We start from the raw sequence: 15,605 nt of genomic DNA, 5'->3' as shown, positions 1-15,605 counted from the left end.
CCACGCTGGTGGCACGTACCGTCACCGACAACCCGCCTGACGGAACCGTGGTCGGCGCCGTGTAGAGCCCGGTCGGGGAAATCGTTCCCACGTTTGAATTTCCGCCTGGAATTCCATCGACACTCCAGGTCACCTGCTGGTTGGCATTGCCCGGCAGCACCTGCACATTGAACTGGAAGCTATCTCCCGCTGTCACCGTCGCATTTGATGGCGAGACAACTACCTGGATATTGGTGATCCCGCTCACGGTGACGCGGGCTTCGCCAAACACACTCGGAACCGCGGTGCTGGTCGCCCGAATGGTGATGGCGCCAGTTGGGACAGTCGCCGGAGCCGTATAAAACCCGCTCCCGCTGATGGTTCCAACCGTCGCATTCCCTCCCGGCGCCCCATTGACGCTCCAGGTGACCTGATCTACTGTCCCCTGCGGCAGCACCACTGCGTTGAACTGAGCCGTTTGCTCCGTGACCAGCGACGCCGAAGCCGGGCTCACCTGGATGCTTCCGACCAGTGTGACGTCGGCGGTCTTCGTCAACCGTGGAACGGCGAGGCTTGTGGCTGTTATCTGGACTCGCGCTATGGATGGATGGCTCGGTGCCGTGTACGTTCCATCCGTACTGATCAGGCCGATTGACGGCGAGCCTCCTATCTGTTGGTTGACCCTCCAGGCAACCTGTTTGTTCTCTGACAGCAAGGTCACCACCGACGTGAATTTCTGTTTCATCCCGGGTCCGAGCACTGCCGACGTTGGACTCAGCGTCATTTTCCCGAGCGTGATGCCGACTTCGCCAAAAATTGTGGGCAGTGCCTTCAACGTCGCCCGAATCACAATCGGTACTGGCGGCAACCGGTCAGGTGGGTCGTAACTGGCGACCGCATTCCGGTTCGGCGATGGCGTGATGGTTCCCAACGAATTATTTCCCTCAACCACGCCATTGATACTCCATTCCACTTCCCGGTTGATTTCCGGTCCAACTTCAATATTCGCCGTGAAGGTGGCGCTGAAGGCGCCGCCACCCAGTTCAACAAACGGTTGGGAGGTCGAGACCGAGATGGTGCCCATCCGCACTCGTGCCTCGCCAAACAAATTCGGCCCCAACCGGCTTGCGGCCCGGACCGTGATCGGTTGGCTCAAAACGGCGTTTGGCGCTGTGTAAATACCCGTATCGCTGATGGTTCCAATGTTTGGGTTGCCGCCTTCGACCCCGTTGATGCTCCAGATGATGGGTTGTTCAGCAATTGTGCCTGGTAACGTCGCCGTAAACTGTCCCGCACCTCCTGGGCCGATGATGAGTTCCGCCGGAGTCACCTGGATTTGGCCGATCCGAATCCGGCTTTCGGCAAAGAGTTGTGGAAGCATCTGGCTCATGGCCCGGATCACAACCGGTTCGGCTGGAATCAACGCTGGAGCTTGATAGAGTCCTTCGGCTGAAATCGTTCCAACCGTCGGGTTGCCTCCCACAATGCCGTTGACCAACCACGTCACTTTCCGGTTATTGGCCGGTAGGGCCACGGCAAATACCGAAGCTGTAAACTGGCGTTGTTCGTTGGGGAGCAAAATGGCTTCTGATGGAGTGAGTGTCACCCGACCCACCGTGACCGGAACTTCAGTAAACAGAATTGGAAAGGCTTTGCTGGTGGCCCTCACCACGATAGGAACGGATGAGATGGCATCGGTAAACAACCGGGGTGCGTTATAGACTCCATTTTGAGTGATGGTCCCATTTCCAGAGCCGGTTCCCGAAGTTACTGACCACGTCACACTCCGGTCGCTGGATTGAACCCGCACCCGGGCGGTGAAGTTGACCTGTTCGCGAAAATCAATCACCACTGGCGATGGCGTGACCTGAACCGGAGGCACGATCACGAACGGCTCCGTCGTGGTCAGGGTTTGGGTCGGTGTTTTGATCGTGACCTCACCCGTCACGGTCCCTTCCGGAACGATGGCCACGATTTCCGTCACCGAAGCGCTTTCAATCACCGCCGTTTTTCCATCCTTGAATGTCACCAGATTGTCCGCCACTGTCGGGCCAAACCCGGTTCCGACAAAGGTCACCTTGTCGCCAACAATGCCTTCCTTGGGAAAAAAGGACAGAATCACGGGTTGCGCGGCTGAACCGCGACGAATCGCCGTGATGTTCCCCGCCGGGTCATACTCGTAGATCGCCACGTCTCCGTTGGGCGCAATCACCGCCCGAAGCTGGCTTTTTTCGTCATACACAAATCGGGTCGTCCCACCGGTTTGTTGCCGCACCCAGGCTGACACCGCCCATCCGCCTACGGAAAGAAAACCGAGAACCATCACCAGCAGGATTATTTTCACGTGCCGCAATTTCCAACTCATCAGTCTCTCTCCTTATTATATAGGGCGCGGCGGGAAGCCCGCGACGTCCCTCCGCTCATCATTCAACCGGCGATGCCTGACTTCCGATCAGAACCGGACGGAGTGGGGCGCCTTTTCCATACATCATCCGTTTGGTGCGCAACTCCTGCCATTCGGGATGGGCCGTATAAAACCGGGCGGCGACTTCGTTGGCCAGCGGGTCTTCCCGCCAGAGAACATACTGCTTCGCCGCCCAATTCGCCTCCGCCTGGCGATCCATTCGGGTGTAAACCGCCGCTAGAAACTGGTATGCCCCGGCATCATTTGGATCAATTGCCAGAATCTGCCGGGCGGCGGTTTCGGCTTCCACCAACTGTCCAAGCAGAAGCCGGGTTTGGGCCAGGTGCCGGTGCAATTCCCGGTCTCGCGGGAACAAACCGGTCAAAATCGTCAATTCGTCAGCCGCTTCAACCCATTTTCCTTCCGCCCGTCGAACCAGCGCCCGGTAGTAGCGCATTCGCGGATTGGTTGCATCCAGCCGCGCCGCCTGTTCAAGCCACACGGCTGCTTTTTGTTGTTGCAGCCGTTCCGGAGCAAAGCGTTCAGTGCGGAATTCCGCAATCGCGGCGTTGACAAAGTATTGCGGATCAGTTGGTTGCAGCCGGGCTGCTTGTTCAAACGCTGTGGCTGCCGCTCCATATTCAGCCTGTTCCAGCAATCCAATGCCGAAGTCATTCCATCGCCGGGCAGTCATAGCTCGGAATTCACCTGACTGCTCCTTTATTTTCAATGGATTGGATTCAGTGGGCTTCTCGCCGGCCATCGTGAGCACTTTGACGTCTTCAGCCATCGTGATAACTGGCAGCGTCAACGACTGGTGCTGGCGATTCAACACATAGCTGGTGTATTCCTGGTTCAATCGTCGGTAATTGACTTTGACGCGGACGGTCAGTTTGTTTCTCGCATTTGCGGGAAGTTCCATCCGAAACCGAACCACATCCGATCTTCCGGCTGGAATGGCGTGGTCATAGCCTTTGGCCTGGATCAGCCAGATTTGGTGACGCGTGATGGTCCGGCTGTGAGAATCAAGCAAAATCGTTTTGTAGACGTGGGCGCGTTCATCCAGCATTCCGTCAAACTTGATAAATCCGCTGTGGAACAGGGTTTGGCCCGTTTCATCCGTGACTTCACATTCTACCCAGGCTTCATAGAGATCCCGGACTTCGGGTGGAAATGAATGGGCCACATTGCGGTTGGCAATCACCGCTTGCAGGATGAAGGTCTCACCCGAATCAAAACCGGAAGCTGATTTCTTGAGTCTTGTTTCGCTTTCGAGTGGCGCCGTCACTTCACCGGTTGACTCCCGTTGCAGCGAAAACACATCAACCTTGAGGTGGTTTCCAGCCAGAAATTGTTCGGTCATCTGCACCTGTTCGGTCTGACCATAAAACATTGGTGCCGCAGTATTTGCACCCGGCCAGCGATGCAGGACAATCAGCCCATTTTTGGCGGCGCGGTCATTGGTGCTCGCCACTTTGGGCATATGGCACGACCGACAATCAAGCCGCGATTCCCGGCGGTAAAATGGCGATACCACTTCGTGCGAAGCTCCCGACTGTTGCCACTCGTCGTAGGCCGAGAAACCTGGAATTTGCTTGTATCCATTCAAATCCGGCGGCGCCGTCACTTTGTGGCAGGTCGCACAAAATTCAGGCTGGCGCAGGAGTGGTCGCATCATCGCCCGTTTATGGCCTGGAATGTCAGCCAGGATTTGTTCATCTGAAAAGTCGCCAAATATCGGTGTCCCGTCTTCCCGAGCCAGTAACGCCGGACGCCGAATCGTAAAACTCCCGGTGCCGTCAAGTCGGGCTTCAGTAATTGAATGGCAAATGACACAGGTGACGCCTTCCGAGTCCAGTGGAGTAAATGGAGCGGCAGTTTTTCCGCTCGCCCTGGTCAACGCTCCCGACAGCAACGCGACTGGCGTGTGGCACGATTCACAGTGGCGGGTAAATTCAATCCCCCGCGTGCGAAGCAGAATATCCGCGCTTTCCCGGTAAAAAGGTTCACGGGCGGCATTTCGGTGGAGCGACTCGCTCCACCCGGCGTGGGTGTCGGTATGACACCCAGCACATCGCGAAGCCGAGAAAAAAGCTTCCACCGGAATCAAACTTCCGTCTTCCGTTCGCACTTGCGAGGGGGAGAAGGGTTCGGCGGGAAGCGGAGGAACGGTCTCAGCCGACGGTAAGTGATTGGTCCGTTGGGCAATCGCGGTGCTGGCCCACAGAAAAATGCAGGCTATCCCAGCGCAACAGAAGAGCTTCACCCTTTTCATGATTCACCCAGTTTCAATCCTGGATTGAGATGGAGGATTGAAATTCATCTGAAATGGACGCAATCAACCGATCAGATCGGCACACACGTCAAAAGGTAATGTGAAAAAAGTTGATTTTAGGCTGAAAATTGAGGTTTCAATCTGGAGAAAACCTTGTACCAAACACATATCCCTCAAATCAAGCAAATTGTGAACGTGAACGAATTATTTTCTTCGTCCTAACACATCCCTATGTCATGATGACGCCAGTCTCAAGGACTAACTGTTTCAACGCCTGCAGTTGGTTGTGAACACATCACCAGTCCTCATCTTCACTGAGCGCACTACCATGACGCTGGATTCGATTCGCCTTTTTGTCACCACCCCGGTTTCCGAAGATGCTTCCTTGACCAGAAATGGCTGGTTCTGGTTGAGCCTGGTCTGTGCGCTCGGATTTTCCATTCCGGCACTGCGCGAAAGTGTCAGCGCGGCGTATGTCATCCAGGATGACACCCGGCAGCATGTGTTCTGGATGCAGCGGTTCTTGGATCCCGAATTGTTTCCGAACGACCTGATTGCCGATTATTTTCAATCAGTTGCACCTCCTGGGTATGCGCTGCTCTATCGCGGACTGGCGCTGATTGGGATATCTCCGTTGTTCGCCAGTAAACTGCTTCCTCCAGTGCTGGCATTGGGTCTGACTGGCTTTGGATTTGCTGTTTGCCTGAGGTTGTTTCCAGTCCCATTCGCGGCATTTTTGAGCACGTTTCTGCTCAACCAGAATCTGTGGATGAAAGACGATCTGGTTTCCGCCACGCCCCGAGCTTTTTTCTATCCGCTGTTTCTGGCGTTTTGGTATTTTCTTACCCGGCATTCCACGGTGGGATGCACCTTCAGCATTCTCGTTCAGGGGTTGTTTTACCCGCCAGCGGTGTTACTTTCCGCCGGGATGCTCCTTCTTTCTTTGTGGAAATGGCGACAAGGGAAAATAACGTTTTCCGGAGACGGCTTTGTTTGGGTCGGTTTGATTGCCGCCGGGCTGGTACTTGGAATGTATGCCTTTCAAACTTCTCGATTTGGACCGTTTGTTTCGCTGGCACAGGCTCGAACCTGGCCGGAATTTGGTCCGTTGGGAAGAACTGCCTTTTTCTTGAAAAGCCCGACCGCTTTCTGGTTGTGGGGAGAGCGATCCGGGTGTTTCCCGATGGAATGGAAACAGGTTCCATTTCCACCACCTCACATTCTGACTGCCGTTTGGTTGCCGATTCTGCTGGTTCTCCAGCGTTGGAATTCACATTTTGCGGAATTGAACAAACTCAGCCTGGATTTGGGGAAGTTTCTGCTGAGTTCAATCGGATTCTTTCTCCTGGCTCACATGATGTTGTTCCATCTCTACTTACCCAGCCGGTTTTCCCAGCATTCGTGGCGGATTGCAACGGCTTTTGCCGCTGGAATCGTGCTGGTTTCGCTGATGGATACCGGCCTGAGGTGGGCCAGCCAGGTACCAGCCGCCCGTTTAAAAACCGGAGGTGTTGGACTGGTGATTGTCTGTTGTTTGGGGATCATCAGTCTGTACCCACTCTGGCTCAATCGGAAAATTGAAGGATTTTATCCTCGGACCCGCTATGTCACTGGCGGGGAACCGGCGCTGTACCGGTTTTTGGCGGCTCAACCCAAATCAATTGTGGTTGCCTCGCTGACTGAAGAAGCCAACAACCTGCCGATTTTTGCCCAACGCTCGATCCTGGTTGGCCGGGAAAGCGGGATTCCTTACCATACCGGGTATTACAATCAATTCCGAACCCGGACGCAGGCGCTCATTCAAGCCCACTACACACCTGATCCAGTGAAATTGCGGGATTTTATTCTCGCGTACAGGATTGATTACTTTCTCATTGACCGCAAAGCGTTCCAACCCCTGGCGATTGATCTCAATCCCTGGGCTCAACAATTTCAGCCAGCGGCCAACGAAGCCCGGCTCAACCTTCAATCCGGGAAACAACCCGTTCTCGCTCGAATGACTGATTCCTGTACGGTATTTGAATCCAACCAGTTACGGCTGATTGATGCCCGAAAAATCCTGAACCAGCTTGCTCACAAAGAATGAAGTACCCGAACCTATATGTGCCACGGGATAAAGGGTTTCAACCGAATCCAAAGGATGAGACAGGCGGACAATAAGTTTTCTTCCATCCCTCATCCTTCATCCCTCATCCCTTCAAAAAACCCTGAACCCTGGTTTGTTTGTACTATGACCAAACTCATTATCCAAATCCCCTGTTACAATGAAGAAGCCACCCTGGGAATCACGCTGGCCCAACTTCCACGCCAGTTACCGGGCATTGATACAATTGAGTGGCTGGTGATTGACGACGGGAGCACGGATCGGACCGTCGAGGTTGCCTGTACCGCAGGCGTAGACCATATTGTCCGGCTTCATCGGCACTGCGGGCTGGCCACGGCGTTTGTTAAAGGGCTGGAGGCGGCTCTGGCTGCCGGCGCCGATATCATTGTCAACACCGATGCCGACAACCAGTATCGGGCTGAGGATATTCCCCACCTGATCGAACTGGTTGTACACGACCAGGTGGATATTGTGATTGGGGAGCGGAACCTTCGCCAAATTGACCACTACTCATTGACCAGGAGAGTACTCCACCGGATTGGGAACTGGGTCGTGCGGTGTGTCAGTCAGACGGAAATTCGGGATGCACCCAGCGGTTTTCGGGCCATCAGTCGTGAAGCAGCCCTGCGGATCAATATTTTCAGCAAATACACCTACACTCTGGAAATGATCATTCAGGCCGGAGTGCAGGGTCTGGCGGTTCGTTCGGTACCGGTGGGAACGAACCCGGTTCAGCGACCGTCGCGGTTGATGCGTTCACCCGGAGCGTATGTGTGGCAATCGGCGTTGACCATCATTCGGATTTTTCTGACCTACAAGCCGCTGGTGTTTTGTCTGGGGTTGGGGATGTTTCCGATGGGTATATCCCTTGGGTTTGGACTGGCAACCTGGTTTCATCTGCCAGCTCTTTCTGGACTGAATGGACTGCTGGTGACTTTGTTCTTTGCACTGGTGGGGCTTCAGTGCTGGGTGTTGGGCCTGGCCGCCAACCTGCTCGCGGTCAACCGTCGCTTATTGGAAGAACTCCTGGTTCGAGAACGCCGGGCTGCCGTTCAACCCCTTGGGACTCAGGTGCGCGACACCTCGCCTCAGACCACTCGCCCAAACCTGGATACCGAAGTGACACTGAATTGAATCAGGAATTGAAACTTTTGGACGGTGTTTCTCCTTCATGGAAGAAGGTGTTGACTATCAGCACTGGCGTAGGCAGATGAGATTTCCAGGTGAAACCCTGTGGAGGCACACATCATTGAAGGTCTGAGCGAGAGCCTTATTTTTACGAGTTTTCTGTTCCGCTATCCTTGAGCACTGATGAATGGAGAAAACGGCAAATGTCGTCCATCGCCTCGCTGGCTTCCGGAAACAGTGGAGACAGCGCGGGGTAGCAATGAACCATCCCCTTTCCGATGTGTATCCTGACCGTCACACCTGCCGTGCGAGCCTTTTCCGCGAATTGAGTTGCGTCGTCGAGCATTGATTCTTCTTCCCCGACATACAGCAACAATGGAGGAAGCCCGGCCAGATCACCATATAGGGGAGAAATCAACGGGTGGGCCGGATCGTTTTGACCGACGTAGTAGCTACTGAAAACACTCCAGGACCCTTCTGGTGCCAGCGGGTCCGGACGCTGATAGGAGTTCCCAGTGCATTTCAAGTCAGTCCAGGGAGAGAGGACAACTGCCGCCGCCGGCAACTCGATTCCGGTGTCCCGAAGGGCAAGCAGCGTTGCCAGACAGAGCCCGCCACCGGCTGAATCCCCAGCAAACACAATGCGAGCCGGAGAAAAACCTTGCGCCAGAAGCCAGGTGTAGGCCGCGATTGAATCGTCAAGGGCAGCGGGAAACGGATGCTCCGGCGCTAACCGATAGTCAAAGATCAGGGCGCCGATCTGGCTGCCCGCGACAAACTTCCCCACGACTGCGCGGTGCGTTCGACAGGAGCCCATCACATACCCACCGCCATGAAAATAGAGGATGGCTCGGTCATCGCTGGTTCCGACAGGTCGAACCCACTCCGCCGAAAGACCATTGATTGTGACCGGCAATGCCGCAATTCCAGGCGGCAGCTTGCCAAAGATCCCGGTGGATTTCTCGGCTCGCTCCCGTAGCGCGGGAATTGAGGTATTCCAATCAACCGGTTCCCGTTTCAACTTCAGACGAAACCAGTGACGATGCTTCAACAGAAAAAGAACCAATTGACTTTGCAGGCTATTCACACATCATCCTCAGTCGGGCAAGTTCTGGCTGCTGGCGTTCATCACCGACCACACTCGCCAGAAGTCAGGCCGTTTATCGGTAAAAGCAGTCGGGCGTTTGAGACATACGGAAAGGGAAAGCGGTTCATTCCCTCGATGGATCTCAGTGCCGTATCCGGTTGTGAAAAATCGGTTGCTGGTGAACGCAATGTTGCTTTGTCGCCTGAAGGCAGTCAAGGTGGCGCCCGCCGCCTGGCTGGAATCCGTGGAAACGCCGCCCCTCCAGGTCCAGCATTGTTTTCTGAGATACATTTTGTTATAAATTGCCAGTATTTATTATTATCTGGTGGTATTTCATAACATATGACCCACATGGAAGAACTCACCGAACTGCTTCAGCAGAAAGGAATGGTTCGCCCTCGGGATGCGGCAAAGCTTGGAATCGCTCCTGAATACTTTCAGCGGCTCTCCGCCGCCGGACGGATCGAACGGGTTTCGCGTGGGCTGTATCGTTTGGTGGAAGCCCCACTCAGTGAACACCACGATCTGGCCCTGGTTGCCGCCCGAGTCCCGCACGGAACGATTTGTTTATTGTCGGCGCTGGCCTTTCATCGTCTTGGAACTCAACTGCCATTTGAGGTCTGGCTGGCAGTGGGAAGAAATGCGGGCGTTCCCCGGCTTGAGTTCCCACACATCAGGTTGATGAGATTTTCATCTGACGCCTTTACGGCTGGGGTGGAAACGCATCTGATTGAAGGCGTTCAGGTCAAGGTCTTTTCTCCGGCCAAAACCGTGGCCGATTGTTTCAAGTTCCGCAACCAGATCGGACTTGATGTCGCCCTTGAAGCACTGCGTGAATACCGGCGGGGTCGCCGTGGCACCCTGGATGAACTCTGGCGGATGGCCCAGGTCTGCCGGGTTGCCAATGTGATGCGACCTTACCTGGAGGCAATTGAATGAAAAAACCGGCGACCAATATGGCAGCTTCGGTTCGGCAACGATTGATGAATATTTTTAGGGAAAAAGGCGGAGAGTTTCAGGTCTTGCTCATCCGATATGCTCTGGAACGGTTTCTGTTTCGGCTCTCCCAAACAGCATACCAACCCCAGTTTTGTCTCAAAGGTGCCATGATGTTTGTTTTCTGGGGAGGTGAACCCCATCGCCCAACCAGGGATTTGGATTTGTTGGGTTATGGAACGAACACAATCTCAGCCCTGGAATCGATTTTCCGAGAAATCTGTCTGTGCCCGGTTGTACCAGACGGGATTGAGTTTTTGAGTGAAACGGTGAAGGGGGTTGAAATTAAACACAATGATGAGTATCACGGCGTCCGCATTACACTCACGGCCAGGTTGGATCAGGCACTGATTCCGCTTCAAATCGATATTGGTTTTGGAGATCTGGTTGTTCCCGCACCTCAAGAAGCGTTCTTCCCGACTTTGCTGGAAATGCCCGCCCCTCAGTTACGCATGTATTGTCGGGAAACAGTCGTCGCTGAGAAATTCCAGGCTTTGGTTGAACTTGGAATGGGAAATACCCGACTCAAAGATTTTTATGATATCTGGGTGTTGATCCAGCGGTACGAATTTGAGGGCACCCAGTTGAGCCAGGCAATTTCAGCCACCTTCACCCGACGAATGACCCCGCTGGTGGCAGAACCTCCATTAGCCTTAACCAAGCAGTTTGCGCTTGACCCAACCAAGAACTCCCAATGGAAAGGCTTTCTCAAGAAAAACCGTTTTTCCTCCTCACTTGAGCTGGTACAGATTACAACTGACTTGTGGAAGTTTTTTTCAAAACCAGTGGCTGCTCTGGTCTCAGGTGTGGCCTTGAGCGAAATCTGGATACCAGCCGATGGTTGGAAAAAGCCTCACCCTGACTGGTTCAACCAGGAAATCAAGCCCAACCAGCATCGTTTATGACGTCTTCCGATAATCTCATTTCCAGTATTCACCCTAAATCATCACTTACCGAGTTGGGCGATTATCGTGAGTTAAATACGAATCGTTGTCAGGGTCGCTATTGGGTTGATTGCACCTGTTCGATGATTCGGAGAACTTCTTCGACTCGATATTGGCGAAACAGGGTCAATAGTTCCTCCGCCAAAAGTGAATCCTGTTCACGGATGGTATCAATGAGTTGTTCAGCGTGAATCAAATCACCGACGTTCAGATTTCGAGACAATTCGGCCAGCAATTCAGGTGGCAACTGACCCATCCGCATCGGTGAGACATAGGTGAGTACCCCAGGTTCAGACCCAGATTGGGCAAACTGGTTCGCTTTTTCCTCATAATCGAATTTGACTCCAACCAGTTGTTCGAGTTTTTCAAAAAGCTGTGCTTCGCGAAAGGGTTTCGTCACAAAATCATCGCATCCACATTCGAGAATGCCAGCCCGATCTTGCTCAAACACACTGGCAGAGAGCGCGACAATCACGGTTTTGGCGGCACTTGTCTCATTGGTTCGGATAAACCGGGTCACGGCATACCCATCCATTTCCGGCATCCTCAGGTCAAGCCAGATGCAATGGGGCTTCCAGGTTTCCCACCGGGCAATCGCTTCACGGCCATTGGCCGCTTCCTGAACTTCAAATCCAACCGATTCAAGCAGAATTTTCAAGGTCAATCGGTTCTCATAATGGTCGTCCACAATCAGCATCCGGTAGACCGGTTGCCCGGCTGAAACGTGACGAACGGTTTGGACCGAGATGGGTCGTTCGGGACTTGTGGCCAGAGAGAGAGTTATTTCAAATGAAAAAGTCGAACCGCGACCGACTTCGCTTTCAACCGCAATTTCACCACCCATCAACCGGATGATCTCGCGACTAATGGCCAGTCCAAGGCCGGTGCCTTCCTTTGTTTTGAGCCCGCTTTGGGTTTGCACAAACGGATCGAACAGCTTATGAAATTCATCCTGGCTAATTCCGACCCCAGTATCTGAGACTTCAAAGTGGATTTTCTGGTTGACTGGACTGACGCCAATCACGACGCCTCCCTGCTCGGTAAATTTGATGGCATTGTTAATCAAATTGATCAACACCTGTTTGAGCTTGCTCTCATCACCGATGACAAGTTGAGGGAGTTTGTCCGAGACTTTGAACTCCAGGCGCAAGTGTTTGGCTTCCGCCCGAAGCTGGAACATTTCGTGCAGGCTCCGCAGCATCTTCTTTAAGTCGAATACCTGTTCTGACAACGACAATTTTCCAGCTTCAATTTTAGAAAGCGACAGCACGTCATTGATTAAGCTCAGCAAATGCTCGCCACTGCGAATGATGATGCCCAAATAATCGTAATCCTGGGCTGGGCGGTGATGTTCGCGTTCCATTAATTGAGCAAACCCCAAAATGGCATTTAATGGCGTGCGTAATTCGTGGCTCATGTTGGCCAAAAATGTGCTTTTGGCATTGCTGGCATACAGGGCCTTCTTTTCTGAGGCTTCGACTTCCTTTACTTTGGCTGCCAGTTCCGCCGTGCGCTCGGCAATTTTTGTTTCCAGCAATCGGTTGCGATGTTCAAGTCTTTGCTGGCTCAACCAGATGATACCCAGGGCAGCCAGTATGACGCCCAGGGTATACGCCAGATATGCCCACCAGGTGCGCCAGGGGGCTGGGGTAATCGAAAAGTGAAACTCGACCGGCCCGGAAACCACACCCAAATGATTTTTAGCCCACACCTGAAAGACATAGTTTCCAGCCCCCAGATTCGTGTATTCCTTTTTACTATCCTGATTCCAGGGGGTTGGGAACTCTTCAAAGCCAACCAGTTGGGTTTGATATCGGGTTTCAGTCTCCCGATGGTAAGCCAAACAGGCAAATTCAAAGGTCAAATGGTTTTCCCGATAGGAAAGGACACTTCCTGAGGTGATTTGAATGTGCGTGTTGGAGTTGGAGGCGTACTCGATGACGAGGGGCCGGGGTTGAAAATTCTCGAAATCAGCTTTGGTCTCCAGAAAGGCCGCCCCTTTGGCCGTGCCAACCCAGATTCGTTCCTGACTATCCACCAGCGATGCCCCAAAATTACAAATGCCGCTGGGTAATCCGTCTTCGGTGGTAAAGGTCGTAACCCGAACCGTCTCAGGCGAAAAGGGTTGGTTTTCAGGGAATATCAGCCGGGCGACTCCACTGTTGGTCGCGGCATAGATTCGCCGCCGGGCATCTTGTTGAATCTGGAAAATGATATTGCTCGGCAAGAGGGCCAGGCCCGGCCTGGAAAAGACCAGCCATTGAGGATGAGGTGAGTCATAATCGAAGCCCGCCAATCCGCCCCCGTTGGTTCCCACCCACAACCAGGGTTTCCCCGTTGGGTCGGTGGTTCCCAAAATATCGAGCACTCCATTGTTTGGGAGGCCGGAACCAACGCCATAGGTCGTGAACTTTCCCTGTTCATAGCGCACCAAACCGCCAAACGTGCCAATCCACAGGATTTTGCCGCCTTGTGGAGAATCGGTTTCCAACAACGTCTGTGCCCGGTTGTCAATCAATCCATTTTCAGTGTTGAAGACAGTCCAGGTTCCATCTTCGAAACGACCGACGCCGCCACCGTAGGTTGCGACCCAGATGACCGATTTTCCGCTTTCGGTCCGGGATACCAGAATGCGGGTGACCCGGTTATCGGGCAATCCCCTGGATTTGTCATACACCGTCCACTTGCCATTTTCAAATCGAGCCAGACCACCTGAATTTGATTGAAAAAAACCAACCCACAAAACCTTAGAGCCATTGGGGAGCACTTCTTCAGCCAGGGTTTCGACAATATTACTGGGGAGCGGGCTGTTTTGGGTGGTATAGAGGGACCATTGTCCAGCCTCGAATCTGGCCAGCCCCCCATAAGTAGCAAACCAGTAGACGGGCTTTCCTTCGGCATTGCTGGATTCCAACACCCGATACACCTGGTCATTAGGCAACCCGGTTTGTTTATCCAGGGTTTTCCACCCCCCAAGGTACAAACTGGCCAGTGTTCCCCGGCTGGTGCCAACCCAGAGTGTGTCAGAGTTGCCTCCTTGAAGTTGACTTTGGGCCAGGCTTACGATCAAGTTGTTGGGTAATCCAGCGTTGACGTCAAATCTGCTCCACCGTCCACGATCAAACCGGAGGAGTCCACGACCCTGGGTGCCGACCCACATGGTTTGGGTGCCATCCGGGGACCGGGTTTCCTGAAGCGCCAGGATTGCCACGGCGGGAACTTCTGTTTCTGGATCAAACAGACGCCAGTGATTGTTTTCAAAAACGGCGATGCCTTTTTCAGTTCCGATCCAGAGTTGCGTGTTTCCGGGAGGTGAATTTGTTTCAAATAAGCTCAAAATAACATTGTTGGGGAGGCCGCTATTTTGAGTCGTCCACTGATGCCAGGTACCATTTTCAAACCGCAGCAAGCCGTCACTGGTGCCCGCCCAGATAACGAGTGAGTCGTCAGAGGTATGCCCTTGAATCAATTTGTAGACATAGCGGCTGGGAAAACCGCTGGAGGGGTCGTAGGTTTTCCAGTGCCCCCCTTCATAACAGGCCAGCCCTCCCCCAAACGTTCCGGCCCACAACGTGGTCGCACCATCGGCTTTCTTGGTTTCAAGCAATGCCCGAATTCCATTGTTGGGTAATCCGGAGGCGGTGGTATAGGCGGTCATTTGGCCTTCTTGATAATGCACCAGACCACCACTTTCGGTGCCAAACCAGAGACTGCCATCGGCTGAGACGGTCATCACTCGGACCCAGTTTGATAAGTGCTTGTTGGGAAGATCAATCAACGTCCATTTTCGACCGTTAAAATACGCCGGTCCAGACAAGGTACCTACCCACAAATACCCTTTTTGGTCAAACACAATCGAATGAATATCAGTCAGGCCCGCATTTTCCGAGTAAGTCCGAAATTTCAATCGTCCCACGTCTTGAATATCAGCCAGGGGGCTTGATTGTGCCCACACACGAGGTCCCCAGCCCAGGCACAGCAACCACACGAACAGCCCGCGGCAGATATATTTTGCGATGAGCCATTTGTGATTTGCCATGTTGCCAGGTGATAAGGAAAAACAAGATTAGCTTTCTGAGTTGAAAAGGCTGCGAAGAATGAGTTTTTTAGAATCTAAACCACTCCACCATAGATTGGAACACTTGAGTCATTTCAAGTTCGATTCGACAGAATCAAATAAGACCTTGAACCCTGAGGGGAATCCGAAATTCGTTTCCGTTCAATAAGAAATCCAGCCTATCACTCTCTTTCAACTTGTGAACTTTTAGGGGGCGTTAAAAAATAAGTTCCTGGGAGCACAGGCGTCCTTTCACGTCCAGATTTTGGTTTTGCACCGCGAAGCGTTGCCGTTCGGATAGCCGGTGGTAAGTACCTTGTCATAAGTTTCCCGAAGATATTGGGTTTGGTAAGTGTTTGATCTTTTTCGTGTTTTTCGTGTTTTTCGTGGTTAAAATGTCTGGAAATTTTCGGTAAGGTACTTAGCTCCCTGTAGCCGAGCAACCACCAGCTATCCGAACGGCAGCCTTCCAGGATGCTCAATCCAAATACCTTCCCCAACCAAAAACGGGAAATTGTTTTTTAACGCTCCCTTACCAGCCGTTCCTGGTTGAGCCAGAATCCAGCACTTTGACGCGTATGAAATCCAAAGCCAATAGAAAATAAGAAGCTTAACTTTTGACGGTTGCGCA

Annotated in this window: 9 protein-coding genes; 4 read left to right on the top strand and 5 right to left on the bottom strand. The window is 53.1% G+C overall.

Features of this window, described 5'->3' with window-relative positions; all coding sequences use genetic code 11:
* Positions 1–2,344: IPT/TIG domain-containing protein (locus tag HY774_05900; protein ID MBI4748001.1), on the bottom strand; the 2,344-nt coding region annotated here is incomplete at its 3' end.
* Positions 2,345–2,402: 58 nt separating this feature from the next.
* A complete protein-coding gene (locus HY774_05895; GenBank protein ID MBI4748000.1) occupies positions 2,403–4,649 on the bottom strand; it encodes a tetratricopeptide repeat protein in 2,247 nt (748 codons plus the stop codon).
* A 295-nt stretch (positions 4,650–4,944) separates the two neighbouring features.
* On the opposite strand from HY774_05895, the gene HY774_05890 reads away from it, so the two are divergent.
* Together HY774_05890 and HY774_05885 are read left to right on the top strand one after the other, a co-directional pair.
* The gene (locus HY774_05890; GenBank protein ID MBI4747999.1) at positions 4,945–6,744 is read left to right on the top strand and encodes a hypothetical protein; all 1,800 of its coding nucleotides are present in this window, start codon (positions 4,945–4,947) and stop codon (positions 6,742–6,744) included.
* Between the two features lie 144 nt (positions 6,745–6,888).
* Positions 6,889–7,896: a glycosyltransferase family 2 protein gene (locus tag HY774_05885; GenBank protein ID MBI4747998.1), complete on the top strand. Its 1,008-nt coding sequence runs from the start codon at positions 6,889–6,891 to the stop codon at positions 7,894–7,896.
* A gap of 142 nt (positions 7,897–8,038) precedes the next feature.
* On the opposite strand, the gene HY774_05880 is transcribed toward HY774_05885, so the two are convergent.
* Together HY774_05880 and HY774_05875 are read right to left on the bottom strand one after the other, a co-directional pair.
* A complete protein-coding gene (locus HY774_05880; GenBank protein MBI4747997.1) occupies positions 8,039–8,977 on the bottom strand; it encodes an alpha/beta hydrolase in 939 nt (312 codons plus the stop codon).
* A gap of 9 nt (positions 8,978–8,986) precedes the next feature.
* The gene (locus tag HY774_05875) at positions 8,987–9,268 is read right to left on the bottom strand and encodes a hypothetical protein (protein ID MBI4747996.1); all 282 of its coding nucleotides are present in this window, start codon (positions 9,266–9,268) and stop codon (positions 8,987–8,989) included.
* Between the two features lie 51 nt (positions 9,269–9,319).
* Here HY774_05875 and HY774_05870 point away from each other — a divergent pair, with 51 nt between their 5' ends.
* Entirely contained in the window at positions 9,320–9,916 is a 597-nt protein-coding gene (locus tag HY774_05870; GenBank protein ID MBI4747995.1) for a type IV toxin-antitoxin system AbiEi family antitoxin domain-containing protein, read from the top strand.
* The gene (locus tag HY774_05865; GenBank protein MBI4747994.1) at positions 9,913–10,878 is read left to right on the top strand and encodes a nucleotidyl transferase AbiEii/AbiGii toxin family protein; all 966 of its coding nucleotides are present in this window, start codon (positions 9,913–9,915) and stop codon (positions 10,876–10,878) included. Before HY774_05870 ends, HY774_05865 begins: the two co-directional genes overlap by 4 nt.
* 97 nt (positions 10,879–10,975) lie before the next feature.
* On the opposite strand, the gene HY774_05860 is transcribed toward HY774_05865, so the two are convergent.
* Entirely contained in the window at positions 10,976–14,956 is a 3,981-nt protein-coding gene (locus HY774_05860; GenBank protein MBI4747993.1) for a response regulator, read from the bottom strand.
* Positions 14,957–15,605: the final 649 nt, after the last annotated feature.

It is taken from the genome of Acidobacteriota bacterium (assembly GCA_016208495.1).
In the GTDB taxonomy this organism is placed as follows: domain Bacteria; phylum Acidobacteriota; class Blastocatellia; order Chloracidobacteriales; family Chloracidobacteriaceae; genus JACQXX01.
The sequence above is the reverse complement of the archived record's forward strand: the minus strand, read 5'-3'. Positions and strand labels throughout refer to the sequence as shown.

Bases quoted from the DNA above. Each gene is read 5' to 3' on its own strand.
- HY774_05885 (MBI4747998.1), top strand. From the start codon at position 6,889: ATGACCAAACTCATTATCCAAATCCCCTGTTACAATGAAGAAGCCACC.
- HY774_05875 (MBI4747996.1), bottom strand. From the start codon at position 9,268: ATGTATCTCAGAAAACAATGCTGGACCTGGAGGGGCGGCGTTTCCACG.
- HY774_05870 (MBI4747995.1), top strand. From the start codon at position 9,320: ATGACCCACATGGAAGAACTCACCGAACTGCTTCAGCAGAAAGGAATG.
- HY774_05865 (MBI4747994.1), top strand. From the start codon at position 9,913: ATGAAAAAACCGGCGACCAATATGGCAGCTTCGGTTCGGCAACGATTG.
- HY774_05860 (MBI4747993.1), bottom strand. From the start codon at position 14,956: ATGGCAAATCACAAATGGCTCATCGCAAAATATATCTGCCGCGGGCTG.